This window comes from Sphingomonas sp. HITSZ_GF (assembly GCF_029543155.1).
Classification (GTDB): domain Bacteria; phylum Pseudomonadota; class Alphaproteobacteria; order Sphingomonadales; family Sphingomonadaceae; genus Sphingomonas.
Map to the genome: position 1 here is coordinate 215,396 of NZ_JARQXA010000002.1, position 25,776 is coordinate 241,171.

Annotated in this window: 25 protein-coding genes and 2 pseudogenes; 13 read left to right on the top strand and 14 right to left on the bottom strand. The window is 69.3% G+C overall.

What is annotated here, in order from left to right; translation table 11 throughout:
• Nucleotide 1 precedes the first annotated feature (1 nt).
• Nucleotides 2–928 (top strand): LOG family protein, encoded by a 927-nt coding sequence (locus P6144_RS06780; protein ID WP_277766976.1) that lies wholly within the window; start codon nucleotides 2–4, stop codon nucleotides 926–928.
• 4 nt (nucleotides 929–932) lie between these two features.
• Here the strand turns inward: P6144_RS06780 and P6144_RS06785 are convergent, their stop codons facing one another.
• The 4 genes from P6144_RS06785 to P6144_RS06800 all read right to left on the bottom strand — a co-directional run bounded on the left by P6144_RS06785 (nucleotide 933) and on the right by P6144_RS06800 (nucleotide 4,241).
• Nucleotides 933–1,328 carry a nuclear transport factor 2 family protein gene (locus P6144_RS06785; RefSeq protein WP_277766977.1) on the bottom strand — a complete coding sequence of 132 codons (396 nt, stop codon included), beginning with the start codon at nucleotides 1,326–1,328 and terminating at the stop codon, nucleotides 933–935.
• 13 nt (nucleotides 1,329–1,341) lie between these two features.
• On the bottom strand, nucleotides 1,342–2,454 hold the full coding sequence (locus P6144_RS06790) for an HD-GYP domain-containing protein (protein WP_277766978.1): 1,113 nt from the start codon (nucleotides 2,452–2,454) through the stop codon (nucleotides 1,342–1,344).
• 67 nt (nucleotides 2,455–2,521) lie between these two features.
• The gene (locus P6144_RS06795; protein WP_277766979.1) at nucleotides 2,522–3,466 is read right to left on the bottom strand and encodes a hypothetical protein; all 945 of its coding nucleotides are present in this window, start codon (nucleotides 3,464–3,466) and stop codon (nucleotides 2,522–2,524) included.
• Nucleotides 3,467–3,569: 103 nt separating this feature from the next.
• Nucleotides 3,570–4,241, bottom strand: a complete 672-nt coding sequence (locus P6144_RS06800; RefSeq protein ID WP_277766980.1) for a cytochrome c family protein — start codon at nucleotides 4,239–4,241, stop codon at nucleotides 3,570–3,572.
• Nucleotides 4,242–4,343: 102 nt separating this feature from the next.
• On the opposite strand from P6144_RS06800, the gene P6144_RS06805 reads away from it, so the two are divergent.
• The 3 genes from P6144_RS06805 to P6144_RS06815 all read left to right on the top strand — a co-directional run bounded on the left by P6144_RS06805 (nucleotide 4,344) and on the right by P6144_RS06815 (nucleotide 6,118).
• A complete protein-coding gene (locus P6144_RS06805; protein ID WP_277766981.1) occupies nucleotides 4,344–5,234 on the top strand; it encodes a prephenate dehydratase in 891 nt (296 codons plus the stop codon).
• Between the two features lie 84 nt (nucleotides 5,235–5,318).
• Complete coding sequence (locus tag P6144_RS06810) at nucleotides 5,319–5,597, top strand: helix-turn-helix transcriptional regulator (protein ID WP_277766982.1); 279 nt, start codon at nucleotides 5,319–5,321, stop codon at nucleotides 5,595–5,597.
• Between the two features lie 14 nt (nucleotides 5,598–5,611).
• On the top strand, nucleotides 5,612–6,118 hold the full coding sequence (locus tag P6144_RS06815) for a hypothetical protein (RefSeq protein ID WP_277766983.1): 507 nt from the start codon (nucleotides 5,612–5,614) through the stop codon (nucleotides 6,116–6,118).
• Nucleotides 6,119–6,166: 48 nt separating this feature from the next.
• Here P6144_RS06815 and nudC read toward each other — a convergent pair whose 3' ends face one another.
• Genes nudC through P6144_RS06830 form a run of 3 tightly spaced genes read right to left on the bottom strand, consistent with a single transcriptional unit; the run spans nucleotide 6,167 to nucleotide 9,368 of the window.
• Nucleotides 6,167–7,030, bottom strand: coding sequence for an NAD(+) diphosphatase (nudC, locus tag P6144_RS06820; protein ID WP_277766984.1), 864 nt, complete (start codon nucleotides 7,028–7,030; stop codon nucleotides 6,167–6,169).
• Nucleotides 7,027–8,310: a serine hydrolase domain-containing protein gene (locus P6144_RS06825; RefSeq protein ID WP_277766985.1), complete on the bottom strand. Its 1,284-nt coding sequence runs from the start codon at nucleotides 8,308–8,310 to the stop codon at nucleotides 7,027–7,029. The genes nudC and P6144_RS06825 overlap by 4 nt, the downstream gene beginning before the upstream one ends.
• Nucleotides 8,298–9,368 (bottom strand): A/G-specific adenine glycosylase, encoded by a 1,071-nt coding sequence (locus P6144_RS06830; RefSeq protein WP_277766986.1) that lies wholly within the window; start codon nucleotides 9,366–9,368, stop codon nucleotides 8,298–8,300. The genes P6144_RS06825 and P6144_RS06830 overlap by 13 nt, the downstream gene beginning before the upstream one ends.
• A 27-nt stretch (nucleotides 9,369–9,395) precedes the next feature.
• On the opposite strand from P6144_RS06830, the gene P6144_RS06835 reads away from it, so the two are divergent.
• From P6144_RS06835 to P6144_RS06855, 5 genes are read left to right on the top strand one after another with little or no spacing between them, the layout of a single operon-like run.
• Nucleotides 9,396–9,929 (top strand): DciA family protein, encoded by a 534-nt coding sequence (locus tag P6144_RS06835; RefSeq protein WP_277766987.1) that lies wholly within the window; start codon nucleotides 9,396–9,398, stop codon nucleotides 9,927–9,929.
• A complete protein-coding gene (locus tag P6144_RS06840; protein ID WP_277766988.1) occupies nucleotides 9,929–10,642 on the top strand; it encodes a thioredoxin domain-containing protein in 714 nt (237 codons plus the stop codon). Before P6144_RS06835 ends, P6144_RS06840 begins: the two co-directional genes overlap by 1 nt.
• An 18-nt stretch (nucleotides 10,643–10,660) precedes the next feature.
• Nucleotides 10,661–11,413, top strand: a complete 753-nt coding sequence (locus P6144_RS06845; RefSeq protein WP_277766989.1) for a thioredoxin domain-containing protein — start codon at nucleotides 10,661–10,663, stop codon at nucleotides 11,411–11,413.
• Between the two features lie 25 nt (nucleotides 11,414–11,438).
• Complete coding sequence (locus tag P6144_RS06850) at nucleotides 11,439–14,846, top strand: AAA family ATPase (RefSeq protein ID WP_277766990.1); 3,408 nt, start codon at nucleotides 11,439–11,441, stop codon at nucleotides 14,844–14,846.
• Complete coding sequence (locus P6144_RS06855) at nucleotides 14,846–15,844, top strand: D-cysteine desulfhydrase family protein (RefSeq protein ID WP_277766991.1); 999 nt, start codon at nucleotides 14,846–14,848, stop codon at nucleotides 15,842–15,844. Before P6144_RS06850 ends, P6144_RS06855 begins: the two co-directional genes overlap by 1 nt.
• A gap of 101 nt (nucleotides 15,845–15,945) precedes the next feature.
• Here the strand turns inward: P6144_RS06855 and P6144_RS06860 are convergent, their stop codons facing one another.
• The 4 genes from P6144_RS06860 to P6144_RS06875 form a co-directional block, all read right to left on the bottom strand.
• Complete coding sequence (locus tag P6144_RS06860; protein WP_277766992.1) at nucleotides 15,946–16,950, bottom strand: glycosyltransferase family 4 protein; 1,005 nt, start codon at nucleotides 16,948–16,950, stop codon at nucleotides 15,946–15,948.
• Nucleotides 16,947–18,512, bottom strand: coding sequence for an alpha-amylase family glycosyl hydrolase (locus tag P6144_RS06865; protein ID WP_277766993.1), 1,566 nt, complete (start codon nucleotides 18,510–18,512; stop codon nucleotides 16,947–16,949). The genes P6144_RS06860 and P6144_RS06865 overlap by 4 nt, the downstream gene beginning before the upstream one ends.
• A gap of 109 nt (nucleotides 18,513–18,621) precedes the next feature.
• A complete protein-coding gene (locus P6144_RS06870; RefSeq protein WP_277766994.1) occupies nucleotides 18,622–19,737 on the bottom strand; it encodes a glycosidase in 1,116 nt (371 codons plus the stop codon).
• A 32-nt stretch (nucleotides 19,738–19,769) separates the two neighbouring features.
• Entirely contained in the window at nucleotides 19,770–20,063 is a 294-nt protein-coding gene (locus tag P6144_RS06875; protein WP_277766995.1) for a chorismate mutase, read from the bottom strand.
• Nucleotides 20,064–20,137: 74 nt separating this feature from the next.
• Between P6144_RS06875 and P6144_RS06880 the strand changes: the two genes are divergently transcribed.
• Nucleotides 20,138–21,151: a polyprenyl synthetase family protein gene (locus tag P6144_RS06880; protein WP_277766996.1), complete on the top strand. Its 1,014-nt coding sequence runs from the start codon at nucleotides 20,138–20,140 to the stop codon at nucleotides 21,149–21,151.
• A gap of 3 nt (nucleotides 21,152–21,154) precedes the next feature.
• On the opposite strand, the gene P6144_RS06885 is transcribed toward P6144_RS06880, so the two are convergent.
• Nucleotides 21,155–21,373, bottom strand: coding sequence for a hypothetical protein (locus P6144_RS06885; protein ID WP_277766997.1), 219 nt, complete (start codon nucleotides 21,371–21,373; stop codon nucleotides 21,155–21,157).
• A 60-nt stretch (nucleotides 21,374–21,433) separates the two neighbouring features.
• On the opposite strand from P6144_RS06885, the pseudogene hrpB reads away from it, so the two are divergent.
• The 3 genes and pseudogenes from hrpB to P6144_RS06900 form a co-directional block, all read left to right on the top strand.
• Nucleotides 21,434–22,885: pseudogene (gene hrpB / locus P6144_RS06890) on the top strand (ATP-dependent helicase HrpB); the annotation flags it as partial.
• A gap of 296 nt (nucleotides 22,886–23,181) precedes the next feature.
• Nucleotides 23,182–24,138: pseudogene (locus tag P6144_RS06895) on the top strand (ATP-dependent helicase C-terminal domain-containing protein); the annotation flags it as partial.
• Nucleotides 24,139–24,149: 11 nt separating this feature from the next.
• Entirely contained in the window at nucleotides 24,150–24,434 is a 285-nt protein-coding gene (locus P6144_RS06900; RefSeq protein WP_277766998.1) for an NADH dehydrogenase ubiquinone Fe-S protein 4, read from the top strand.
• Between the two features lie 143 nt (nucleotides 24,435–24,577).
• Here the strand turns inward: P6144_RS06900 and P6144_RS06905 are convergent, their stop codons facing one another.
• A complete protein-coding gene (locus P6144_RS06905) occupies nucleotides 24,578–25,108 on the bottom strand; it encodes an NUDIX hydrolase (protein ID WP_277766999.1) in 531 nt (176 codons plus the stop codon).
• Nucleotides 25,105–25,776 carry a hypothetical protein gene (locus tag P6144_RS06910; protein ID WP_277767000.1) on the bottom strand — a complete coding sequence of 224 codons (672 nt, stop codon included), beginning with the start codon at nucleotides 25,774–25,776 and terminating at the stop codon, nucleotides 25,105–25,107. The genes P6144_RS06905 and P6144_RS06910 overlap by 4 nt, the downstream gene beginning before the upstream one ends.

The window sequence follows — 25,776 nt, forward strand, 5'->3', positions numbered from 1 at the left end:
AATGAGCGATACGAGAGTTCCGAGCCGCGTCTTCCGCCCTGCCCAGCAGGAAGTCGAGAACGCCAACACGCACAGCGGCACGCCGCAGACCGAACACCCCGCCTACCGGCTCGCCTTCCAGGACATGGACTTCCTGCTGCGCGACGACCTGCGGCCGGTGCGCTTCCAGCTCGAGCTGCTCAAGCCGCAGCTGCTGCTCGACGAGGCGCACATCAAGTCGACCTTCGTGATCTATGGATCGGCGCGCATTCCCGAGCCGGAAAAGGCCGGGGCGCTGCTCGAGCTGGCCGAGACCGAGCAGCAGAAGAAGATCGCCGAGCGGCTGGTCGAGAAGTCGAAATATTACGACGTCGCCCGCGAGCTGGCGCACCTTGCCTCGAACTTCCCGCTCGACGAGGCCGGCAACCGCCACTTCGTGGTGACCTCGGGCGGGGGCCCCTCGATCATGGAAGCCGCGAACCGCGGCGCGCGCGACGTCGGCGCCGATACGATCGGCCTCAACATCCTGCTGCCGCACGAGCAGGCGCCGAACCCGTACGTGACCCCCGGGCTCAGCATGCAGTTCCACTATTTCGCGCTCCGCAAGATGCACTTCCTGCTCCATGCGCGCGCGGTGGCGGTGTTCCCGGGCGGCTTCGGCACGTTCGACGAATCGTTCGAGCTGCTCACGCTGATCCAGACCGGCAAGATCGAGCCGATCCCGGTGCTGTTCTACGGCAAGGATTTCTGGAACCGCGTCGTCAATTTCGAGGCGCTGGTCGAGGAAGGCGTGATCTCGCCCAAGGACCTGAAGCTGTTCCACTTCTGCGAGACCGCCGAAGAGGGCTGGGAAATCGTCCAGGATTTCTGGAAGGACAAGGACCACACCGTGATCGCGCGGCCGCGCCCGGGCATCGACAAGCCCGAGACGGTACTCAAGCAGGGCTGAGCACTCAGGCCAGCGTGAGGTAGAGCTCCGCCTCGATCACCCATTCGCCGCCGATCAGCCGCCATTTGGCGGTGTAGCTGCCTGACGCCTGCACCGCCCCGCCGGCCGCCGACACGCCTTGCCAGGCGCCGTGCTCGAAGGCGATCGGCGCGACCGGCGAGGCCTGGATCGCCTCGGGCGTGCGCGTGTAGATGCTGCGGTCGCGCGCGGCGAATTCGCGCTTCCAGGCGAGCAATTGCGCCTTGCGGCCGACGATCAGCGCCGAATCGGTGCCGGCGACCAGCACCGCGTCCTGCGCGAGGATCGGGCCGATCGCGGCGAGGTCCGCCTCGGCCAGCGCGCGGTTGAACGCCGCGCGGCGCAGGCGGATGGCGAGTTCGGGATCGGGGAGCGAGGCCATGGCCCTCCCCTAGCTATTCCGGGGCGAAGGCGTCCAGCAGTGCGGCGCGGCGCGGCTCGAAATCGGCCAGCCCCCATTTCCCCGCCATCTCGAGCCCGACGATCGGGTCCGAGCGAGTGGAGACGCGCACCGGCTCGAGTTCGCGCCGCGTATCGGCGTGGAGGAACACCGCAACATCGGGCGTGGTCGGCGATTCGGCAGGCTCGTCGATCACCACCCCGAGGCGCTGGCTTTCGAGCAGCACCAGCGATCCGACCGGGAACACCCCCAGCAGCGTGCGAAAGGCACGCAGCACGCGCGGATCGAAATGGCCGGTGGTGCCCATCATCCAGTCGAGCGCGGCGCCCGGCGACCAGCTGCGCTTGTACGCCCGGTTCGAGGTGACCGCGTCGAACACGTCGCACACCGCCGCCATGCGGGCATGGATGCTCAGCGTCTCCTGCGAGATGCCCGAGGGATAGCCGGTGCCGTCGACCTTCTCGTGGTGATGGAGGCAGACATCGAGCGCGATCTCGCTCTCGATCCCCGAATCGCGCAACAACTCATAGCCGCGCAGCGTATGCGCCTGGACCTGGGCATATTCGGTGAGGTCGAGCGGGCCGGGCTTGTTGAGCAGATCGGCGTCGATCCGCGCCTTGCCGATATCGTGGAGCAGCCCGGCCAGCCCGATCTCCTGCGTGAGCTCGGGCGGCAGCCGCAGCTCGTTGCCGAGCGCAAGCATCAGCCCGCAGACCGCGACCGAGTGGAGATAGGTATATTCGTCGTGCAGCTTGAAGCGGGTGACGCTGGGCAAAGCCGTGGGGCTGCGCGCCACCGAGGCGGCGATGGCGGAAACCACGGGCGCGAGGTTTGCGGCCTGGATCTTCCGACCGAAGCGGATTTCCGAAAAGGTCTCGGTGACGGTGTCCCGAGCCAGGCCGACGATCTCGCGGGCACGGTCGCGCTCCTGGGCCAGGCTGCCCGGCCGGGCATTGGTGTAGAGGCGGGTGGCGGAAAGGCGGCGGGCGGGCACGACCGCAGGCGCCGCAACCACGTCCTGTGGCGCGGCGCCTGCGAAATCGCGCCATTCCCCGGCATTCAGCCCGTCCTGCGCAGTGCCTCGCCCCGTCGGTTGCGAAGGCTCCATCTGACCCCCCGGTCAATACGCCCCATTTATCAGAGGCTTCCTAGGGTCATTTCGGAACCGGAAGCAATCAGCCAGCCTGCCAAAATGGGTCGGAGACCGGCTTGGCGCTACTCAGATTGGCGAGTGCCTGCAGCATCTGCTCGAAATGCAGAGCGATGCGCCGGTTGTTCTCGATATGGCGTTCGCTGCGCAACACGGCGACCGGCACCATCACGCCGTCTCCCACGCGCACGACGATGCCCGCCGCGATCAGCGCATGCACGCGGCGGCGGATCGTTTCGAAAGGCAAGTCGATCGCGCGGGACAGCGCGCGCAGCGAGATCGGCACGCGCACCGCATCGGGCGGCGGCATGTCCTCGCTCGAATAGAGGCGCGCGAGCTGGGCGTCCTCGGTGACGCGGCGGACATTGGCAGCCGTGATCGCCGCCGCGATCGTGCCCGCGGTGACGTCGCCATAGAGCGCAGTGAGCGTCTCGAGCGTGCGCAGGCTGAAGGCGAGGATCAGCCGCTCGATAACGCCGGGCGGCAAGCTGGCCACGCCTACCGCCAGCGAGCGGACGGCAGGCGCATAGCCGCTATCGGCAAGGTTGCGGAGCATGCGGACGAGATCGGCGGCGTCCTCCGCCGCGAGCCGCGACAGCGCGTCGCCCCGGAAGAAGTCCGGCGCGACGCTGAAGCCGGCGGGTCCGCGAACCAGCAGCCCCGCCGCGACCAGTTCGGCCGCACGGCGGCGCACCGTGGTGTGCGGCAGGCGCATCGAATGGGCGATCGCAGTGGCATTGACCGGCCGGCCGAGCGCACCGGCATCCTCCACTCCGATCCAGCGGTCCGTATCCGCGTCACGGAAAGGATGATGCGCGATGCTGCCGCCGAGCACGACTTCGAAGACGAAGCCGGCGAGCCGCTCCTGCGGCACCAGCGCGAGCCCGCGCCGGCTGCGCGCGAGCAGCAGCTCGGACACCTGGCGCGCAACGAGCCGGGCCGACAGCTTGCGGACATGCGCCTGGGGCATCGGGACCTAGCGCCGGGCGGGGGTGCAAGGGACGCAAAAGCGCCGCGGAATCACCCGCGGCGCCTGCTGCATTCGATCGCGTCCGATCACGGCGAACCCGCGCCTAGACGCCCTTCTTCTCGGCCTGTTCCTTGGCGGCGGGATCCTTGGAAGGCATGCCCGCGGCCGGAGTCGCCTCGTTGGAGAGGTTGCCGCCGGCGGCATGATCGTCGGTCGCATTGCCCTCGGCAGGCGCGGCGCCGGCAGCCGGCGCGGCCGGCAACGGCAGGTTCGAGCCCTGCGAATTGAGATAGGCAATGACGTTCGCGCGCTCCTGCGCGTCCGGGATGCCGGCAAAGGTCATCTTGGTGCCGGCGGCGAACTTGCGCGGGTTGGTCAGCCACGCGTCCATCTTGTCGAAGTCCCACTTGCCGCCGACGCCCTTCAGCGCGTCGGAGAAGGCGAAGCCGCCCTTCCCCTCGGCAATGCCCTCGCCCATCGTCGCATAGAGGTTCGGGCCGATACCGTTGGCGCCGCCCGAATTGATCGTGTGGCAGGCCATGCACTTCTTGAACGAGGCTTCGCCCTTGCCGAGATCGGCACTGGCCAGGCGCACCGCGATCGGGGCAACCACCGCCGCCCCGCCTTCGCTGGCTTCCTCCACGCCTTCGATGACATAGCCCATATGCTCGGGGCGCTCTGCATGGAAATACATGCCGCTGGCAATCGATAATCCAAGCGCGACAATGCCGCCCGCAAGTGCCCAGCCCGCGATCGTATTGAACCGATTGTCCATGAAGTGCCCCTGCGGAATAGTTGCGCTTCTTTAAAACCGCCATTGCAATGAAAGCAAGCGGGGCTTGCGGCGGAAGGGCCCGGCGGCTAGCCCGCGCGCGCTATGGAAAACTTCGCAAGCCCGGCGCGCAAGCTCGTCGCGGAAATGACCGAGGCCGCCGCCAACACCCCCGTTCGCGCCGTTGCCTTCCAGGGTGCCCCCGGCGCCAACTCGCACATCGCCGTGCGCGAAGCCTTTGCCGAGGGCCTGCCGCTTCCCTGCTTTTCGTTCGAGGACGCGATCGACGCGGTGAAGGAAGGCCGTGCCGGCTGCGCGATGATCCCGATCGAGAATTCGCTGCACGGCCGCGTCGCCGACATCCATTTCCTGCTGCCCGAATCGGGGCTGTCGATCATCGGCGAGCATTTCCTGCCGATCCGCTACGGACTGATGGGCATCGGCCCGGTCGAAGGCGTCCGCCAGGCGATGAGCCATCCCCAGGCGTTGGGCCAGTGCCGCCACTGGCTGAAGGCGCAGGGCATCCAGCCGCTCGCCTATCCCGACACCGCCGGCGCCGCCGCGGTGGTGGCCGAGAATGGCGATGCCAGCGTCGCCGCGCTGGCGCCGCCGGGCGCGGCGGAGCTCTACGGCCTGAAGATGCTGGGCGAGGACATCGCCGATGCCGAGCACAACATGACCCGCTTCGTGATCCTGGCGCGCGAGCCGCTTGCGGCCGAGATCGACGGGCCGGCAATGACCACCCTCGTCTTCGAAGTGAAGAACGTCCCCGCCGCGCTCTACAAGGCGCTGGGCGGCTTCGCGACCAACGGCGTCAACATGACCAAGCTGGAGAGCTACCAGCGTGGCGGCAGCTTCGCGGCGACCGAATTCTATGCGGACATCGTCGGCAGCCCTGCCGAGGCACCGGTCGCCCGCGCGCTCGAGGAGCTGAAGTTCCACACCAAGTGGATGCGCGTGCTCGGCACCTATCCGCAGGCGCGCGAGCGGGCATAGCCGCACCGCAAAGTACAGGAAGTACACGCCCGGACGCGCTTTCCGGCATGGGCGGAGCCTGCTTGACTCGCGTGATGAATCGTTGTGTATAGACAACATATCGTCATTCGAGTCGCCAAATTGCCGCAGATCCACAATCGCATTGCCCTGTTTCGCGCCGAACGCGGGATGAGCCGGCGCGAACTTGCCGAAGCGGTGGGGGTGAACCCCCAGACGATCGGCTATCTCGAGCGCGGCGACTACAGCCCCAGCCTGGAGCTGGGCATGAAGATCGCCGCGGTGTTCGGTGCGCCCGTCGAGCTGCTGTTTTCCTTCACCCCCTTCGAATCGGTCGCGGCGGCACTTCGCCGGGCGGCCGAGTGAGCGCGGAGCTTCGCATGTCCCGTTTCAACCAACGCCTTTTCGCCAGCCTCGACGCCGCGGCCGAGCATACCGGCGTGCCCCGCCTCGCCCGGCGGGACATACGCCGGCGGCACCTGCGCTGGCTGCCGATCGTTGCGCTGGCGATAGCGATCGGCGGCTGGACCTGGGGCCTGGTGCGGCCGGACCGGGCGTATCTCGGCTATGCGGCGATCTCGGTGGGATTCGCGATCGCGGCGTTCCTGCCGATCTTCGGGCCGATCAAGCCCTGGGGCGGCGGCAAGCTGGCCGACGAATATGACCGCCAGGTGCGCCAGCGCGCCTTTCTCTACGGCTTTGCGACAGTGACCTTCGCGGCCTTTGGCGGCATCTGGCTGCTGCTCGCGCTCGCGCTGCTCGACAATTGGAGCCGCGAGGCGCTGATCACCCAGATCGCCTATTTCGACTATCTGCTGTTTGTCCTCTATTTGGCCGTGCCGACGCTGCAGGCGAGCTGGGCGACGCGGCCGGTGGAAGAGGATTGAGGGGCAAGCCTGAGCGTTCCCCCGGCTTTCGCCGGGGAACAGCTTTCTTCAGGCGCCTTCCACCCAGACCGTGAGCAGGCTGTGCGCGATGGCGTAGCGCGGCGGGCCGAGAAAAGGCGCGGCAGGATCGCGGGCGAGCGCCTGCTGCACCTCCTCGCGGGTGAACCAGCGGGCATCCTCCAACTCGTTGGCATCGATCCGGATATCGTCGTTCAGCGCCTCGCCGATGCAGGCGACCATCAGCGACGACGGGAAGGGCCAGGGCTGGCTGGCGACGTAGCGGACCGCGCCGATGCGGATGCCCGACTCCTCGCAGGTCTCGCGGCGCACCGCTTCCTCGATCGATTCGCCGATTTCGAGGAAGCCGGCCAGCGCCGAATAGCGGCCCTGCGGCCAGCTTGGCTGGCGCCCGAGCAGCACCTGGTCACCGCGCTCGGCGAGCATGATCACCACCGGCTCGACCCGGGGGAAATGCTCGGCGCCGCAATTCGGGCAGTGGCGGGACCAGCCGGCATGCGCGACGCGGGTGGGCGCACCGCAATTGGCGCAGAAGCGGTGGCGGCCGTGCCAGAAGACCAGGCTGCGCGCCGCGGCATAGTTGGCGGCATCGGGCGCGGCGAAGCGATCGAGCATCGCGAACATCGCCGGCGAGCGGCCAGTCGGCACCGGCTCGCCCTCGGGCCAGGCCGAGACGAAGCGCGGCACCCCCGCCTCATAGCCTAGGAAGAGCAGCTCGCCCCGCGCTTCGGCGAGATCGGTCCACCCCAGCCGGCCCTCCTCGTCCAGGATCGGATCGAGCCCGTCGAGCAGAAGCAGCCGCGCGCCCGGATCGGCCAGTGCCGCCTCGAGCAGCGCCGGCTCGTGGCGGACGCGATCGGCGCGATCGAGCGTGTTGCCGGTGAAGCCGATCACTTCGAGATATCGGCGTAGATCGCCTTGGAGACTTCGCGCTTCAGCGGCGTGTCGCCGAACAGGTTGATCATCGCGACGCCGCGCACCTTGTGGACCGGATCGACCCAGGCGATCGTGCCGGCGGCGCCGCCCCAGCCGAACGTGCCCTTGCCCGGCCCGCCGGGCATGTCGTTGAGATAGACCGAGCCGCCGGCGCCAAAGCCCATCTGCACGCCGGTATCCCTCGCAGTCTCGTTGAGGAGCGACGTGTCGGTGCCGGCCGGCAGCAGGTTCGACATGGCGAGCGCCACGGTTTCGGGCTTGAGGATGCGGGCGCCGTCGAGTTCGCCGCCGTTCAGCAGCATGTGGAGGAACCGGTCATAGTCGCGCGCCGACATGACCAGGCCCGCGCCGCCATAGGGGAATTCGGGCTTCTTCAGATAGATCGAGCCGGCAGCCGGATCGGCGGGCACGCGGGCGGCGCCCATGAAGACATAGTTGCTGGCGAAATTGCCGACCTTGTCCGCCGGCACGGTCCAGTAGCTCTGGTCCATCCCGAGCGGCTTGAAGATGCGCGTGTTGACGAACTGATCGAAGGGCATGCCGCCGGCGACCTCGATCACCCGGCCAAGGATATCGAGCCCGATCGAATAGCTCCACTTCGCGCCGGGCTCGGCGATCAGCGGCAGCGAGGCGGTGCGGTTGGCGAATTCCTCGAGGCTGTCCGGACGGAGCGGCGCCATCTGCGCCTCGAGCTGGACGTTCACCTGGGCCGGGTTGATGCCGAGCCGGTTATACTCGTCGAGCAGCGGGCCCTTGGTGATGATGTTGTAGCCCAGGCCCGCAGTGTGGGTGAGCAGGTTGCGCACCGTGATCGGCCGCGTCGCCGGGCGCGTGGTCAGGTCCTTGGCCGGATCGACCAGCACCTTCATGTCCTTGAACGCCGGGATGAAGTCGCTGATCGGCTGGTCGAGCTTGAGCTTGCCTTCCTCGACCAGGATCATCGCGGCGATACCGGTGATCGGCTTGGTCATCGAATAGACGCGCCACAGGCTGTCGATATCGGCCTTGTGCGCGCTGGCCTCTTCGGAGACGCGGCCTTCGCTGACCACGGTCACCGTGCCATCACCGCGGCCCGAGACGATGACGATGCCGGGCACCTTGCCTTCGGCGACATAGCGTTTGGCGAGCGCCGTCTCGGCGGAGACGTTGGGCGTGGCGGGCGGCGGCGGAGCGGTCTGCGCGAGTGCGGGCGACGCCAGCGCCGCCAGGCCAAAGCCGAAACCGATCAGACCGCGCATAGCACTCTCCCGAATGTCCTGGCCGCCTTGGCGAAGACGGTGGGCAATCCGGCCGATTCGAGATCGGCGACCGGCCACCATTCGCCCGCGACGGCGGCGCCTGCATGCTCCGCGATTGTTGCAGCTGCAAGAGCGACGTCGAGATTGAAATGGGTGAATCCGTGGCTGACGGTTTCATCCAGCACGCGCCATTCGGCCGCCGCCGGCGCGCCTTCCAGGCCGGGCGGCGAATCGGTCCAGGGGCCGGTGGGCAGTGCGCGCATCCCGCCGAGCAGCCCCTTGTCCGGACGGCGGACGAGCAGCACCTTGCCGCCGCGCTCGAGCCAGAACATCGTGCCGTGGCGCTGCGGCTTGGGCGGCTTGGCGGCCTTGATGGGGAAGCGCTCGGGCGCGCCGGAGGCGAAGCCGTCGCAATCCTCGCGCAACGGACACAGCAGGCACTTCGGGGAGCGCGCGGTGCAGATGCCGCTGCCGAGATCCATCATCGCCTGGGCGAAATCGCCCGCGCGCGCATCGGGGGTGATCGAATCGGTCAGCGCATAGATCCGGGCCTTCGCGCCGGGCAGCGCCTCCTCCACCGCGAACAGCCGCGAGACGACGCGCTCGACATTGGCGTCGACCACCACCGCACGCCGGCCAAAGGCGATCGCGGCGATCGCCGCCGCGGTATAGCCGCCGACGCCGGGCAGCGCGCGCAGGCCCGCCTCGGTGTCCGGAAACGCGCCGCGCCGCGCCACTTCGCGGGCGCAGGCAAGCAGGTTGCGGGCACGCGCATAATAGCCGAGCCCCGCCCAGGCGGCCATCAGATCGGCATCCTCGGAGGCGGCGAGCGCCTCGACGCTCGGCCAGCTCCGGGTGAACTTGCCGAAATAGGGGATGACGCTGGCGACCTGGGTCTGCTGGAGCATCACTTCGGAGAGCCAGACGCGATAGGGATCGGGCGCATTGGCGCCCGGCCGCGCGCGCCAGGGCAAGTCGCGGGCGTTGCGGTCATACCAGCGGAGCAGCGCGGCTGCGATTGCACGGGGGGCGATTGCGCGAGGGGCGTTGTCGGGCACAGGGCCCTATGGCATGGGTTGGCGGAAATGACGAAGCCCCCGCGTACCACCACTCGCCAGCCGGCTCCCGAGCCGCAGCGCGCACTGCGCCCCCGCGCAGTTTCCGAGCTGCTCCCCGATGTCGGCCGGGCCAGCTTCCGCAAGTTCGGCTTCGTCCAGCATTCGATCGTCAGCCGCTGGGCCGAGATCGTCGGCGCGCGCTATGCCCGCGTCTCGATCCCCGAATCGATCCGCTTCCCCCAGGGCAAGCGCGAGCAGGGCGTGCTCCACCTGATCGTCAGCGGTGCGCACGCCCCGACGATGCAGCATATCGCCCCCGAGATCGTCGAGCGGGTGAACCGCTTCTTCGGCTATGCCGCGGTCGCCAAGCTGGCGATCCGCCACGGCCAGGTGAAGGCACCCGAAAAGGCCGCGCCGCCGCCCAGCCTGAAGCCGCTGAGCGAAGCGATGGGCGAGAGCCTGCGCGGCATCGCCGACCCTGAATTGAAGGCCGTGCTCGAGGCACTGGCCGCCGGCGTCGCCGCAAGCGACGAGAAGCCCAAGATCGGCCGGATAGACTGATGCGCACCCTGTTTGCACTTGCCGGCGCCGCGGCGCTGGCGCTGATCGGCGGCGCTTCGGCGCAGCAGGCGGCGAAGCCCGCGCCCAACTGGGAGTCGACCGTCACCGTCACGCCGCAGGGCGGCTATCGCCAGGGCAATCCCGATGCGCCGGTCAAGCTGGTCGAATATGGTTCGCGCGGCTGCCCCACCTGCGGCCGCTTCGCCGCCGAGGGCGTGCCGGCGCTGCGCCGCGACTATGTCGCCACCGGCAAGGTGAGCTACGAGTTCCGAGACTATCTGATCCACGGGCCGCCCGACCTGGCGATGGCCGCGCTCAACCAGTGCGTGCCGACCGCGCGCTTCTTCCCGGTGCTCGACGCGCTGTTCGCCAACCAGCGCCAGTTCGAGGACAGGCTCGAGGCACTGGTGAAGAGCCAGCCGGCGCAGGTGAATGCCTGGCAGAAGCTGCCCATGCCGCAGATGGCGACCCGGTTCGCCGAGGCGATGGGGCTGATCGCCTTCATGAAGACGCAGGGCCTGCCCGAGGCGAAGGCGCGCCAGTGCCTGGCCGATCCCAAGCTGATCGCCCGCATCGCCAAGACCAATGCCGACGCGGTTACCATCTACAAGGTGGACAGCACCCCCACTTTCATCGTCAATGCGCGCAAGGTAAGCGCCTATAGCTGGGAGCGGCTGCTGCCCGAGCTATGGGCCAATGGCGCCTCGGATTAGTCTGGAGAAGAACTCGCTATGCGTACCCTATTGGCCCTGGCCCTGACTCCGCTCCTCGCGCTCGCGGCCTGCGGCGGCGACGACAAGGGCAACAGCGCGGTCACCTCCGCCACCCCGGTCGCTGCGACGACGCCGCCCGCCGGCAAGGCGTGGACCGACATGATCACCAAGACCAAGGACGGCGGCTATCTCCAGGGCAATCCGAACGCGCCGATCAAGCTGGTCGAATATGGCTCGCGCAACTGCCCCTATTGCGGGCTGTTCGGCCGCACCGCGCCCGAGCCGCTGCGCGCCAACTATATCTCGACCGGCAAGGTCAGCTGGGAATTCCGCGACTTCCTGATCCACGGCGCGCCCGATCTCGCCGCCGCGCTGCTCAACCAGTGCGTGCCCGACGAGAACTTCTTCCCGGTGCTCGACAAGTTCTTCGAGAACCAGGACGCGTTCCTGACCCGCACCGAGCAGCTCTACAAGACCAACCAGCCGCTGATCCAGCAGCTCCAGCAGCTGCCGCCGCCCCAGGCCGCGGTCGCCTTTGCCGAGCAGCTCGGCATGATCGACTTCATGAAGCAGAACGGCGTGCCCGAAGCCAAGGCGCGCCAGTGCCTGAGCGACAAGGCCAAGATCGACGAGATCGCCAAGGTCAATGCCGACGGCGCCACCGTCTATGGCGTCAACTCGACGCCGAGCTTCTTCATCAACGGCAAGAAGGTGGAAGCCGGCAGCTGGGAGCAGCTCGAGCCGCTGCTCAAGCAGGCCGGCGCGCGCTAACGCCGGGAACGGGGGCTAGGGCGCCGTGCAGATCAAGCGGCTGCGGCTGACGGGCTTCAAGAGCTTCGTCGACCCTGCCGATCTGCGCATCGAGCCGGGGCTGACGGGCATCGTCGGCCCCAATGGCTGCGGCAAGTCGAACCTGCTCGAAGCGCTGCGCTGGGTGATGGGCGAAACCAGCGCCAAATCGATGCGCGGCGCCGGCATGGAAGATGTGATCTTCGCCGGCACCGCCACCCGCCCCTCGCGCGATTTCGCCGAAGTCACCATCCAAGCCGACCAGGTCGGCTCCGACGACGAACTGGAAGTGGTGCGCCGGATCGAGCGCGGCGCCGGCTCCGCCTATCGGATCAACGGGCGCGACGTGCGCGCCAAGGACGTGGCCCTGCTCTTCGCCGATTCGGCGACGGGCGCCCACTCCCCCGCCCTGGTCAGCCAGGGGCGGATCGGCGCGATCATCCAGGCCAAGCCGGGCGAGCGCCGGGCGATGCTCGAGGAAGCGGCGGGCATCGCCGGGCTGCATGTGCGCCGCAAGGATGCCGAGCAGCGGCTGCGCGCGACCGAGGCGAACCTGACCCGGCTCGACGAAGTGATCGGCGACCAGGAGAATCGTGCCGCGCAGCTCAAGCGCCAGGCGCGCCAGGCCGAGCGCTACCGCGAGCTTTCGGACAAGATCCGCGTCGCCGAGGCGCGGATGATCTTCGCGCGCTGGCGCGATGCCGCCGCGGCGGCGGATGCGGCGAAGAAGGAAGCGCTGGCTGCCGAGGTGCTGGTCGCCTCGCGGACCCAGGCGCACGACTCCGCCGTGGCGATCCAGCAGGCGGCGGCGGAGAAGCTCGCCACGCTGCGCGCCGAGGCTTTGGCAGTGCGCGACAAGGCGACCGAGGCGATGCACGGGCTCGCCACGCTGCGCTCGGACAAGGCGGCGGTCGAGCGCCGCATCGCCGAGGTACAGGAATCGGTGCGCCGGCTGGAGGAGGATCGCGGCCGCGAAGGCGCGCTCGCCCGCGACGCCGCCGAGGCGCTGGCCCGGCTCGACGAGGAAGTGAAGGCGCTCGACACGCGCATCGCCGAGACGACCGCGCGCATGCCCAATCTCGATGCCGCGCTGGCCGAGGCCGAGCGCGCTGCGCGCGATGCCGAAGTCGCGCTTGCCCAGGCGCTGGCGGCGCAGGCGAGCGAGGCGGCCGAGGCGCGCGTCGCCGAAGCGGCGCTGGCAGCGGCGCGCACCCGCGCCGAACGCTCCGAGCGCGACCGGGCGCGGATCGATGCCGAGCTGAAGGCGCTGCCCGATCCGGAGCCGCTCCAGGCCGAGAAGGCACGGGCGGCCGAGGCGCGCGCGCAGGCGGTGCGCCAGGCGGAAAGCGCGCGCACCGGGCTCACCCGCGCCGACGCAGAGGAGCGCAGCGCGATCGAGGGGCGCAACCATGCCCAGGTGGCGCGCGCCACCGCGCATGCCGAGCTGGCCCAGCTCGACAGCGAATCCGCCGCACTGGTCAAGGCGACGCGGCCTTCGGACAAGGACCGGCTGCTCGACAAGCTCAAGGTCGATGCCGGCTATGAGCGCGCGCTGGCCGCGGCGCTGGGCGACGATCTAGAAGCCGGGCTCGACACCGCGGCCGAGCGCTATTGGGCCGGCGCCGAGGCGCAGCCGGGCGATCCCGGTGCGCCGGCGGACACCACACCGCTCGGCCGCCATGTCCAGGCGCCGGCCGGGCTGGCGCGGCGCCTTGCCCAGGTGCTGGTCGCCCAGGAGGACAAGGGCCAGCCGCTCGCGGTCGGCCAGCGGCTGGTGACGCTTGCCGGCACGCTGCGCCGCTGGGACGGCTATGTCGCCAGGTCGGGCGGCGCCGCCGCGGCCGAGCGGCTGGTGCGGGTCAACCGGCTGATCGCGATCGAGAAGGCGCGTCCCGCCGCGGTGCGCGCGGTCGAGAGCGCCGATGCCGAGCTGGCGCGGATCGAGGAGAATATCGCCGAAGCGCGGCGCGCGGCTGCCGATTGCCGCCGCGTGCTCGAACATGCCGAGAATGCCGGGCGCGACGCTACCCGGGCCGAGGACCGCGCCACTGCGCAGCTCGAACGGCTCGATTCGCAGCGCGCCGATCTCGACACGCGCATCCGCCGCGTCGCCGCCGAGCAGGACGAGGCGGCCACCGAGCTGGGCCGCGCCGAAGCGGCCAAGGCGGCATTGCCCGACGGCACCGAGACGCGCGCGCGCGTCGCTGCGCTTTCCAGCGATGCCGAAGGCAAGCGCGCCGCCTCTGCCTCCGCCCGCGCCGAACGCGGCACGCTGGAACGCGAGATTTCGGCTGCGCGCGAACGCCATGCCGCGGCGGGCGCCGAGGCGAAGAGCTGGAAGTCGCGTGCCGGCGATGCCGCGCGGCGCGCCAACGAGATGGAGAAGCGCGCGCTCCAGCTGGCTGAGGAGAGCGAAGCGCTGGCCGGACGCCCTGCCCTGCTCGACGCGCAGCTTGCCGAGGCCGAGGCGGCAACCGAGAAGGCGCGCATCGAGAGCGCCGCCGCTCAGGCTGCCGAGCGCGAGGCCGAAATGGCGGTGCGCGAGACCGAAGGCGCGGTGCGCGGTGCGAACGAGATCCTCGCCCAGGCGCGCGAGGAACGCGCCGGCGCCGTGGCGCGCGCCGAGAACCAGGAGAGCCGCCGCATCGAGATGGGCCGCATCTCGGGCGAGCGCTTCGAATGCCCGCCGCCGATCCTGCCGCAAAAGGCCGGGTTCGACGAAGCGACGGTGCGCGCGCCCGAGGAGGAATCGACCGCGCACGAACGGCTCAATGCCGAACGTGAGCGAATCGGCCCGGTCAATCTCGTCGCCGAGACCGAGCTGGCCGAGCTCGAGGCCGCCTTCACCAGCAACGCCGCCGAGCGCGACGAGCTGCACCAGGCGGTGAACCAGCTGCGCGGCTCGATCGGCACGCTCAACCGCGAGGGGCGGCAACGCCTGCTCGCGGCCTTCGAGGCGGTCGACCAGCATTTCCGCCGGCTGTTCTCGACGCTGTTCAACGGCGGCGCGGCGCATCTCGAGCTGATCGATTCGGACGATCCGCTCGAGGCCGGGCTCGAGATCATGGCGCAGCCGCCGGGCAAGAAGCTCCAGTCGCTGACGCTGCTTTCGGGCGGCGAGCAGGCGCTTACGGCAGTCGCGCTGATCTTCGCCTTGTTCCTCACCAACCCCGCGCCGATCTGCGTGCTCGACGAAGTCGACGCGCCGCTCGACGACGCCAATATCGATCGCTTCTGCGACCTGCTCGAACGGATGACCGAGGAAACCGCGACCCGCTACCTGATCGTCACCCACAATGCCGCGACGATGAGCCGCATGCACCGGCTGTTCGGCGTCACCATGGTCGAGCGCGGCGTCAGCCGGCTGGTCTCGGTCGATCTCGGCGGGGCGGAAAGCCTGTTGGCAGCGGAATAATGGGTCGCCGGCAATTCCCGCGCGTCGCGCTGTTCGATGCGCCGACTCCGATCCAGCGGCTGGAGCGGATCGAGGCGGCGCTGGCGCTCAAGGGCGCTCGCCTCTTCGTCAAGCGCGACGACCTGATGGGGCTGGGCGGCGGCGGCAACAAGTTGCGCAAGCTCGAATATCTGCTCGGCGCGGCGATCGAGCAGGGCTGCGACACCTTCATCACCACCGGCGCCCGCCAATCCAACCATGCCAGGCTGAGCGCGGCGGCATCGGCGAAGATGGGGCTTTCGGCCGAGCTGATGCTGACCGACACCGTGCCGCGCACCGACCCGAGCTACCTGCACAACGGCAACCAGCTGCTCGACGGGCTGTTCGGCGCCACGGTGCATCACCTGCCGCGCGGCGCCAATGCGCTGACCGCCGCGCATATTCGCGCCGACGAACTGCGCGCCGAGGGGCGCAAGCCCTATGTCGTCGGCGCCGGCGGCTCCTCGCCGGTGGGGGCGCTCGGCTATGCCGCCTGCGCCGTGGAGATTCGCGCGCAGGAAGCCGAGATGGGCCTGCATTTCGAGACGATCCTCGTCGCCAATGGCAGCCACGGCACCCATGCGGGCCTCGCCGCCGGCATGGCCGCCGCGGGCGACGATCCGGCGCGCATCCTGTCCTTCACCGTGCTCGCCGAGCTGGACGAAGCCGAACTCGAGACGCTGGCGCTGGCCCATCAGACGCTGGCGCTGCTCGGCGGCGGCGAGATCGGGCCCGAGGCGATCCGCATCGACGGATCGCAGCGCGGCGAAGCCTATGGCATCCCAACCGAGGCGATGCTGGCGGCCGTGCGGCTGATGGCGCGGGCCGAGGGGCTGCTGATCGACCCGGTCTATAGCGGCAAGGCATTCGCCGGCGTGCTGGCGGGGCTGCGCGACGGCAGCCTGACCGGCGACGTGCTGTTCGTGATGACCGGCGGCACGCCGGGCCTCTACGCCTACCAGCCAGCTTTTGCCCACTAGCCGTCATCCCGGCGAAAGCCGGGATCTCAGGCGATGGCGCGGGGAAGGAGCCGCTTGAGATCCCGGCGTTCGCCGGGATGACGGCTGATACCGGACGATGGCTATTGGCCAAGGATCCGCCGGTAGAGCCGGATATAATTGTCCGCCATCGCCTCGACCGAGAAATGCGCCGCGACCCGTGCGCGGCATGCCGTCCGGTCGATCGCCTCGACCTGCGCCAGCGCGGCGATCGCCTCGCCGGTCGAGCCGACCAGCAGGCCGGTCTCGGGCGTGATCAGCTCGGGCATGCTCCCGCGATCGATCGCGATCACCGGCGTCCCGCATGCCATCGCCTCGACCACCGACAGGCCGAAGGGCTCGTCGAAATTGATCAGGTGGAGCAGCGCCTGTGCCTTGCCGAGCGCGCGGAGCCGTTCTGCGCCGCCGACAGGCCCGTGATAGACGATGCGATCGCCGAGGAAGGGCGCGACTTCGCGATCGAAATAGCCCTGGTCCTGGACGATGCCGTAGAGGTTGAGCCGCCGCCCGGTGGCGCGCGCCACTTCGATCGCCTCGGCCGCGCCCTTGTCGGGATGCATGCGGCCGAAGAACAGCAGGTCCTCGCCACCGTCGGCCTCGAAGGGGAATTCGTCGAGCCGGATGCCGTGGTGGATCGTCGCGGCATAGCGCAGCGCCGGATTCCGATCCGCCTCGCTGATCGCGACATAGTGCACCCGGTCCTCGAACGGCTTGTACATCGGCAGGATGCGATCCGAGGAGAAGCCGTGGATCGTCGTCACCATCGGCGTCTCGACGAGTCCGGAAAAGGCATGCGCAGGGAAATCGGCCTGGTTGTGGATCAGGTCGAAGCGATCGGCCTGTTCGAACAGATGCGCGAGATGGGCATATTCCCACACCTTGGCATCGACGTCCGGGGTCTCCTCATAGCCGCCCGGCACCACGCCATCGAGTGTGGCGGCGGTGATCGAGTCCTTGGTGGCGAACAAGGTCACGTCGACGCCGCGTGCGACCAGCGCCTCGGTCAACAGGCTCGTCACCAGCTCCCACGGGCCATAGTGGCGCGGCGGCGTGCGCCACGCGATCGGCGCCAGCATCGCGATCCTCATCCGAGCACATAGCCTTCATTGGGCGCGAGCAGCGCCGGGTCCTGGCCGCCGCGCGCCGAGGCGAGGATGGTGAAATCCTCGGCCCATTCGGGAATGGCGAAAGGCTGGGGCCGGTCGCCGAGATTGAGCACGACGAGCAGCCGGTCATGCTCGAGCCGCCGTTCCCAGGCGAGCAGGTCGCCGCCGGCGTCGACCGGGTGATAGTCGCCCAGCTTGAGCGCGGGATGCTCGTGGCGCAGGAAGAGCAGCTTCTGCGTCAGCCGCCACATCGAGGCCGGATCGCCGCGCTGGACCTCGACATTGCGCGCCAGCCAGTCGGGGTGGAGCGGCAGCCAGGGATCGGCGGTGCTGAACCCGGCATTTGCGCCGGCATCCCAGGCCATCGGGGTGCGCACCGGATCGCGGCCGAGGCCGATGCCGGGATCGCGGATCTCGCGCGGATCCTGGACAAGTCCGGGCGGGATCGCGCCGTCCTCCATGCCGATCTCGTCGCCATAATAGAGCGTCGGCGTGCCGCGCAGCAGGAGGAGCAGCATCATCGCGATGCGCGCCTGCTCGGGCCCGACGCGCGTGGCGATGCGCGGGCGATCGTGATTGCCGAGCACCCAGTTCGGCCAGCCGCCCGGGGGCAGCGCGCCCTCATAGTCGGCGATCATCCCGGCCAGGCTGCGGGCGTTCCATTCGGCGCCGATCAGCTGGAAGTTGAAGGGCAGATGCACACCCGGCTGCTCCGCCGTGCCATAATAGCCGACGAGCCTGGGCACCGGCAGGTAGATCTCGCCGATCAGCACCCGCGCCCCGAATTCGTCGGCGAGCGCGCGCATCTCGGCGGCGATGTCGTGCACTTCGGGCTGGTCGGTCGAATGGAGCTGGTGGACGCGGGTGTAATCGGGCTCGCCCGGCTGCCATTCGGTGTTCACCGGATTGTCGGGCAGGTCGACATGCTTGACCATGTGCCACAGCACGTCGATCCGGAACCCGTCGATCCCGCGCTCGAACCAGAAGCGCAGCACGTTGAGCATCGCCGAGCGCACCGCCGGGTTGCGCCAGTTGAGGTCGGGCTGCTCCTTCAGGAAGGCGTGGTAGTAATATTGGCCGGTGGCCTGGTCCCATTCCCAGGCCGAGCCGCCGAAATCGCTGATCCAGTTGTTGGGCGGCGAACCGTCGGGCTTCGCATCGCGCCAGATATACCAGTCGCGGCGGGGATCGTCCTGCGCCGAGCGGCTCTCCTTGAACCAGGGATGCTGGTCGGATGTGTGGTTGGGCACCAGATCGAGCAGCAGCTTGATGTCGCGTGCGTGCGCGGCGGCGAGCAGCGCATCGAAATCGGCAAGCGTGCCGAAGCGCGGATCGACGTCGCAATAATCCGCCACGTCATAGCCGAAATCGGCCATCGGCGAGGGGAAGATCGGCGAGATCCAGATCGCGTCGATCCCCAGCGCCTTTAGGTCGTCGAGCCGGCGCTCGATGCCCTTCAGATCGCCGATGCCGTCGCCGTTCGTGTCCTGGAAGGAACGCGGATAGACCTGGTAGATGACAGCGGATTTCCACCATTCGGTCATGCGATACGACTCCCCCCTGTTCCCCGGCGAAAGCCGGGGCCCAGAGCCACAAGCGGTATCGCAGAGAAACCCTGGGCCCCGGCTTTCGCCGGGGAACGGAAAGGCCAGGTCACTTGAACCGCTCCTTCGAAATACGCGTGATGCGGCAGGCGAGATCGGCCTCGCCGCTGGCCGCGATATAATGGTCGCCCGCATCCGCCACGCCGGTGGTGAACACCACCGGGGTCGGCAGATAGAGCTGGTGTGCGATCGGATCGGTGAGCGCGGGATTGGCTTCGAGCAAAGGTGTCTCGTCCTCGAGCCGCAGGATCTTTGACGGATCGTCCTTGTCGAGCAGCGCCCAGAAGCTGCGATAGACGCCGACCGCGCCCTGCTTCTCGACGCCGTGATAGATCAGCATCCAGCCCTGGGGCGTGAGCACCGGCTGGCTGCCGCCGCCGATCCGCTGGGTCGAGCTGGTGCCCTTGCGCGCGCGGATGCCCGGCGTGTCGAGCGGCTTCCAGTGCAGCCCGTCAGGCGACTGGGCCATGTTGATCGCCGGCCCGCCCAGCCAGGGGCTGTCCTCGGGATAGGCGAAATAGCATTCGCCCAGCGGCCGGGTGAGCGCCATGTACTTGCCGCCCGGCTTGCCCTCGAACAGGATCATGTCCTTGTTCTGGTGATCGAGGACGATGCCGAGCAGCGTGTAGTCGAGCCCGTTCACCGAATGGTACATGGCGGTGCAGTGCCGCTCGGCCGAGACGCCGCACACCGTCATCCACCAGCGCCCGCCAACCAGGCTGATCCGCGCATCCTCGACGCCATAATCCATGAAGCTGGCCGAGGGCTGGATCGCCTTGTCGTAATGGACCTTCACGATCGCGCCACCGTCCTTGCTCAGCTCGACCGGGAGCAGCCAGGAGAGCGAGGTCAGGCCGAGCAGGCGCGGGTTGCGGTCCTTGAGCGCGAACTGGCGCGGATCGTCCATGTCGATGCCGGAGACGGCATGGCGATCGAGGACATAGCCCTGCGGCGTCCAGCGCACTGCGCGGGCATGCGCGCCGTCCACCGGATCGCGCAGCGCTTCGGCCACGCGGACCATCAGCAGCAAATTGCCGTTAGGCAGCCGCGCCAGGCCTGGGTTGAACGCCCCGAGCACATGCGTCGGCTCCGCCACGCCGTTGCGCAGCGGGGAACGGCTGAGATCGACATCGTCGGGTCGGAAGATCAGGAAATCATCGGCCAAAGCTCACTCCCCTCGCTTTGACCCGAACGGTATCAGGCCTTGCCGGTTCCGCCCTGCATCTGCTCGTGATGCCGGATCACCTCATCGATGATGAAGCGCAGGAACTTCTCGGAGAATTCCGGATCGAGGTCGGCGGTCTTCGCGAGCTCGCGCAGCCGGGCGATCTGGCGGTCCTCGCGGCCGGGATCGGCGGGCGGCAGGCCCGATTCCGCCTTGTAGCGCCCCACCGCCTGCGTGACCTTGAAGCGCTCGGCGAGCAGGAACACGAGCGCGGCATCGATATTGTCGATGCTCTGGCGATAGCGGGTTAGAGTCTCGTCGGCCATGGCCGCCTCTTTGCGCAGGACGTAAGGTCACGCAAGCCTTGCCTTTGTGCGCTGCACCCGCCACAGGCTTGGGCATGAGCGCTACCATCCATCGCCTCGGCGCCGGCCCCGCCCCCTCGCTCGATCCGATGATGGCGCTGGTCGCCCACGACATGAACCTCGTGAACGCGGTGATCCTCGATCGCATGCAGTCCGAGATTCCGCTGATCCCGGAGCTGGCCGGCCATCTGATCGCCGGCGGCGGCAAGCGCATGCGCCCGATGCTGACGCTCGCCAGCGCCAAGCTGCTCGGCTATCCGGGCACCCGCCACCACCGGCTCGCCGCCGCGGTGGAGTTCATCCACACCGCGACGCTGCTGCACGACGACGTGGTCGACAGCTCGGACCTGCGCCGCGGCCGCCGCACCGCCAACATCATCTGGGGCAACCCGGCGAGCGTGCTGGTCGGCGACTTCCTGTTCAGCAAGTCGTTCGAGCTGATGGTGGAGAGCGAGAGCCTGAAGGCGCTGCACATCCTCAGCAACGCCAGCGCCGTGATCGCCGAGGGCGAAGTCAACCAGCTCACCGCCGTGCGCCGGCTCGATCTGGGCGAGGAACGTTATCTCGACATCATCGGCGCCAAGACCGCCGCGCTGTTCGCCGCCGCCTGCCGCATCGCCGCGGTGGTCGCCGAGCGCTCGGAGGCCGAGGAACTGGCGCTCGACGCCTATGGCCGCAACCTGGGCATCGCCTTCCAGTTGGTCGACGACGCGATCGACTATGTCTCGGACGCGGGCACGATGGGCAAGGATGCCGGCGACGATTTCCGCGAAGGCAAGATGACGCTGCCGGTGATCCTCGCCTATGCACGCGGCGACGAAGCTGCACGCGCCTTCTGGAAGGACGCGATCGCGGGCCACCGCAATTCGGATGCCGACTTCGCCGAGGCGATCAAACTGGTGCAGGCCAGCCGCTCGGTCGACGACACGCTCGCCCGCGCCCGCCATTACGGCCAGCGCGCGATCGACTCGCTCGGCGTGTTCGCCAACGGCAGCGCCAAGGATGCGATGGTCGAGGCAGTCGAGTTCGCGGTCGCCCGCGCCTATTGAGGCTCAGTCCTCGTCTTCATCCTCGTCGTCATCGTCATCCTCGTCGTCGAGCAGGCCGTCTTCCTCGGCTTCCATCTGCTCCTCGATCGCCTCGACGATCAGATCGAGCTGCTCTTCGCTGGCCGTGAATTCCAGCGTCTCGCCGTCATCGTCCTCGAGATGGAGCGTATAGTCGCCATCGCCGTCCGGGGTGATCGTGAACTGTGCCAGGGTTCTCGCCATGTATTCGCTCCTTAGGCTTTGCTTGCGCCAAACCCGGCTTCGGGGAATTGGTTGCGCACAATGAGCGACGCCCTGCCGATTCATGCCGTGTTGCCCGATCTGCTCGCCGCGCTGCGGGCGGAGAGCAACGCCGTGCTGGTGGCGCCGCCGGGCGCGGGCAAGACGACGGCGGTGGCGCCGGCACTGCTCGGCGAGGCCTGGTGCACCGGCGAAGTGCTGCTGCTTTCCCCCCGCCGGCTCGCGGCGCGCGCGGCGGGCGAACGGATGGCGGCGCTGGCGGGCGAACCGGTCGGCCAGACCTTCGGCTATGCCACGCGGATGGACAGCAAGCGCTCGGCGGCGACGCGGGTTACGGTGGTCACCGAGGGCATTTTCGTCAATCGCATCCAGGCCGATCCCGAGCTGGCGGGCGTTTCCGCCGTGCTGTTCGACGAAGTGCATGAGCGCAGCCTCGACAGCGACTTCGGCCTGGCGCTGGCGCTCGACGCGCAGGCGGCGCTGAGGCCCGACCTGCGGATCGTGGCAATGTCGGCAACGCTCGACGGCGCGCGCTTCTCGGACCTGATGTCTGGCGCGCCGGTGATCGAAAGCGAGGGGCGGAGCTGGCCGCTCGAGCTGCGCCATCTCGGCCGCGCCGCCGATGCGCGGATCGAGGATAGCGTGACAGCGGCGATCCGCACCGCGCTGCGCGATGCCGAGGGCGGCGTGCTCGCCTTCCTGCCGGGCGTCGCCGAGATCGAGCGCACCGCCGAGCGTGTCGGCGAGGTGCCGGGCGCGGTGGTCCACAAGCTGCACGGTTCGCTGGAGCCGCAAGCGCAGCGCGCGGCGATCGCGCCCGATCCGCAGGGACGGCGCAAGATCGTGCTGGCCACCTCCATCGCCGAAACCTCGCTGACGCTCGAGGGAATCCGCATCGTTGTCGATTCGGGGCTTGCCCGGCGCCCGCGCTACGACCGTGCCGCCGGCATGACCCGGCTGGTCACCGAGCGGGCGAGCCAGGCGGCGGTCACCCAGCGCGCCGGCCGCGCCGCGCGCCAGGGGCCGGGGACTGCCTATCGGCTGTGGGAGGAAGCGGCGACCGCCGGGCTCCCGCGCTTCGACCCGCCCGAGATATTGGAAGCCGACCTCTCCGCGCTGGTGCTCGATTGCGCGCTGTGGGGGGTGAGCAATCCGCGCGACCTCAACTGGCTCGACCCGCCGCCCGAGGCCGCCGTCGTCGAGGCACGCAAGCGGCTCGGCACGCTGGAGGCGCTGGACGAGGCCGGCCGCCCGACCGCGCATGGCAAGGCGATCGCCGGCCTGCCGCTGCCGCCGCGGCTCGGCCATATGCTGGTGCGCGCCGCCGAGCGCGGCATGGCCGGCACCGCGGCGCAGATCGCGGTGCTGCTCGGCGAGCGCGGGCTGGGCGGCAATGATGCCGATCTGGATCTGCGCCTGCGCCGCTGGCGGAACGAGCGCGGGCCGCGCGCCGAGAATGCGCGGCGACTGGCGCAGCGCTGGGCGAAAATTCTCCCTCTCCCCTCCGGGGAGAGGGCCGGGGAGAGGGGAAGCGCGACGCACTCTCCACCTCTGCCCCGCTCCCCACCCACTCCCCGGGGGGGTGAGGGGGTGGGAGGAGGCGCCGCCGGGGGCGCGCTCGCCGTCCCCCAGCGGGGCGCACAGCGCCCCGCCGCCCGGGGGCCCCTCGGCCCCCCCCCCCCCCCCCCCCCCCCGGCGGGCCCCGGCGCCCCCCCCCCCCCCGCGCGACGCACTCTCCACCTCTGCCCCTCTCCCAACCCTCTCCCCGGAGGGGAGAGGGCTTTGAAGAAGTCGCCGCCTGTGTCGCGCTCGCCTTCCCCGATCGGATCGCAAAGCGCCGCGACGCGAGCGGCGAGACCTGGGCTTCGACGGGAGGGCGCGGGTTCAAGCTCGATCCCACCTCTTCGCTCGCCCGCGCCGAATGGCTGGCGGTCGCCGAGACGCAGGGCATGGCCGCGGGCGCGCGCATCCTTTCCGCCGCGCCGATCGACCCGGCCGAAGTCGAGGCGCTGTTCGCCGAGCGGATCGAGACCAAGCGCAGCGTCCGCTTCGATCCCGCCACCGGGCGGATCGAGGCGCTGCGCGAACGCCGGATCGGCGCGATCCGGCTTTCGAGCGGGCCCGATTCGGCGGCGGAACCCGCCGAGATCGAGAAGGCGCTGCTCGAGGGCGTGCGCGCGCGCGGCCTGGCGCTGCTACCCTGGTCGGGCACCGCCCAGGCACTGCGCACCCGCGCCGCCTATGCCGGCAATGATTCGCTGTCCGACGAACGGCTGCTGGCCGAGCTCGACGACTGGTTGCCCGGGCTGCTCGCCGGAAAGCGACGGCTCGATGCGGTCGAGGGGCTGACCAATGCGCTGAACAACCTGCTCGGCTGGGACGGGCAGAAGGCGCTCGACCGGCTGGCCCCCGCCCGCTTCGAGACGCCCGAGGGATCGAGCTATGCGATCGACTATGCCGCCGAGGGCGGGCCGACCGTCGAGGTGCGGGTGCAGGCGCTGTACGGGCTCGACACGCATCCGGTGCTGGGCGACGGCACGCCGCTGGTGCTGAGCCTCACCTCGCCCGCCGGCCGGCCGATCCAGACGACGCGCGACCTGCCGGGCTTCTGGAAGGGCAGCTGGGCCGCAGTCGCCAAGGAAATGCGCGGCCGCTATCCGCGCCATCCCTGGCCCGAGGACCCCGCATCGGCCTCCGCGACGCTTCGGACGAAAAAGGCTGATGCAAGGGCCGCGGGACCGCGTTAAAGCGACTCACCATGACCAAGACCGCCCGCATCTACCAGAAGCCCAAGAACGCCATGCAGTCGGGCCGCGCACGCACGACGAGCTGGATCCTCGAGTTCGAGCCCGCACGCCAGCAGCAGGCCGATCCGCTGACCGGCTGGGCCGGCGGCGACGCGACTGCCACGCAACTGCGGATGAGCTTCCCGACGCTGGAGGCCGCCACCGGCTATGCCGAGCGCGAGGGCCTGGCCTTCCATGTGGTCGCGGCGCCCGAGCGCAAGCTCAAGCTCCAGGCCTATGCGGATAACTTCCGCTGAACGAACGATAGCGTCACCGTAGTTTGAGCGTCACCCCGGCCTTGTGCCGGGGTCCACGGTGCCGCATCGATTGGCATCGAACCTCTTGTTCATAGCTCGCCTCGCGGTGGCCCCCGGCACAAGGCCGGGGTGACGGCTTTGGCTCAGTCCGTCAGCAGCGCTCCCGACAAAAGCAGCAGGATTTTCGCGTCGATCCCCAGCCCTTCGGCGCGCTTGGCGGCGACGAACGCGGCGAGGTCGCTGCGCGGCACGCGGTGGACGACGATGTCCTCGTCCTCCAGCCCGCCGCCTTCGCCCACCCTGGTGAGGCCGGTCGCCCGCACCAGCGTGAAGCTCTCCGTCACCAGCCCCGGCGAGGCGAAGTAATCGCCCAGATTCTCCACCGCCCCGCAGTCATAGCCCGTCTCCTCGATCAGCTCGCGGCGCGCAGTCTCCAGCGGCGAATCGCCTTCGCGCCCCGCCTCGTCGCCGATCAGCCCGGCGGGCAGCTCTAGGCAGCGCTTGCCCAGCGGCACGCGGTACTGATCGACCAGCAGGACATGATCCTCATCGTCAATCGCAATGATCGCGGCGGCGCGGATGCCGCGGGCACGCGAGACATATTCCCATTTGCCCCGGCGCCTGGCGGTGATCCACTTGCCCTGCCAGGTGATTTCCTCGATCTCGTCGCTCACAATTCGATCAGCCGGTCGGGAAGCTCGTTCACATCGTCCTCGCTGCGGGGGAAATGCTCGGCCAGCACCAGGCCGATCTGGCGCACCGCCTCGGCCATGCCGTCTCCGGCATGCTTGTCCTTCACGCCCTTGATCAGCGCCGCCATCGCCGCGCCCCACACGTCCGCGGTCACCCTGGAGTGGATCGCCTCGTCGGCGATGATCTCGGCGCGGTGCTCGGCCAGGCTCAGATAGACCAGCACGCCGGTCGAGCCGCGGGTGCGCTTCTCGGCGGCGGCACGAAACAGCGCCAGCGCCCGGCGATGCACCCGGCGCGTCTTGGTCGCGCCGGGGGTGAGCAGCAGCCGCAGCGCATCGAGCGCCAGCACCACCCGCACCACCAGGAAGGTCGCCGCCATCAGCACCAGCGCGATCGTGAGATACCAGCGCGCCGGCACCACCTGCGCCCAATTGTCGACGAAGCGGGTGTGGAGCCACTCGGCCGGCCAGGGCTGCCAGGCGAGCAGCGCCAGGACGAGCAGCATCGCCAGCACCGCCCAGTGCAGCGCCACGTCGTGATAGGGATCCGAGCGCCCCGCGACGACGGTGACGATCTCGCCATTGGTGGTGAGCTCCGCCGCGGTGACGGCATCGGTGACGGCCTGGCGGTCCTGATCGGTCAATTGCAT

Bases quoted from the DNA above. Each gene is read 5' to 3' on its own strand.
- P6144_RS06780 (WP_277766976.1), top strand. From the start codon at position 2: ATGAGCGATACGAGAGTTCCGAGCCGCGTCTTCCGCCCTGCCCAGCAG.
- P6144_RS06785 (WP_277766977.1), bottom strand. From the start codon at position 1,328: ATGGCCTCGCTCCCCGATCCCGAACTCGCCATCCGCCTGCGCCGCGCG.
- P6144_RS06790 (WP_277766978.1), bottom strand. From the start codon at position 2,454: ATGGAGCCTTCGCAACCGACGGGGCGAGGCACTGCGCAGGACGGGCTG.
- P6144_RS06795 (WP_277766979.1), bottom strand. From the start codon at position 3,466: ATGCCCCAGGCGCATGTCCGCAAGCTGTCGGCCCGGCTCGTTGCGCGC.
- P6144_RS06800 (WP_277766980.1), bottom strand. From the start codon at position 4,241: ATGGACAATCGGTTCAATACGATCGCGGGCTGGGCACTTGCGGGCGGC.
- P6144_RS06805 (WP_277766981.1), top strand. From the start codon at position 4,344: ATGGAAAACTTCGCAAGCCCGGCGCGCAAGCTCGTCGCGGAAATGACC.
- P6144_RS06815 (WP_277766983.1), top strand. From the start codon at position 5,612: ATGTCCCGTTTCAACCAACGCCTTTTCGCCAGCCTCGACGCCGCGGCC.
- P6144_RS06825 (WP_277766985.1), bottom strand. From the start codon at position 8,310: ATGCGCGGTCTGATCGGTTTCGGCTTTGGCCTGGCGGCGCTGGCGTCG.
- P6144_RS06835 (WP_277766987.1), top strand. From the start codon at position 9,396: ATGACGAAGCCCCCGCGTACCACCACTCGCCAGCCGGCTCCCGAGCCG.
- P6144_RS06840 (WP_277766988.1), top strand. From the start codon at position 9,929: ATGCGCACCCTGTTTGCACTTGCCGGCGCCGCGGCGCTGGCGCTGATC.
- P6144_RS06845 (WP_277766989.1), top strand. From the start codon at position 10,661: ATGCGTACCCTATTGGCCCTGGCCCTGACTCCGCTCCTCGCGCTCGCG.
- P6144_RS06855 (WP_277766991.1), top strand. From the start codon at position 14,846: ATGGGTCGCCGGCAATTCCCGCGCGTCGCGCTGTTCGATGCGCCGACT.
- P6144_RS06860 (WP_277766992.1), bottom strand. From the start codon at position 16,950: ATGAGGATCGCGATGCTGGCGCCGATCGCGTGGCGCACGCCGCCGCGC.
- P6144_RS06865 (WP_277766993.1), bottom strand. From the start codon at position 18,512: ATGACCGAATGGTGGAAATCCGCTGTCATCTACCAGGTCTATCCGCGT.
- P6144_RS06875 (WP_277766995.1), bottom strand. From the start codon at position 20,063: ATGGCCGACGAGACTCTAACCCGCTATCGCCAGAGCATCGACAATATC.
- P6144_RS06880 (WP_277766996.1), top strand. From the start codon at position 20,138: ATGAGCGCTACCATCCATCGCCTCGGCGCCGGCCCCGCCCCCTCGCTC.
- P6144_RS06885 (WP_277766997.1), bottom strand. From the start codon at position 21,373: ATGGCGAGAACCCTGGCACAGTTCACGATCACCCCGGACGGCGATGGC.
- P6144_RS06900 (WP_277766998.1), top strand. From the start codon at position 24,150: ATGACCAAGACCGCCCGCATCTACCAGAAGCCCAAGAACGCCATGCAG.
- P6144_RS06910 (WP_277767000.1), bottom strand. From the start codon at position 25,776: ATGCAATTGACCGATCAGGACCGCCAGGCCGTCACCGATGCCGTCACC.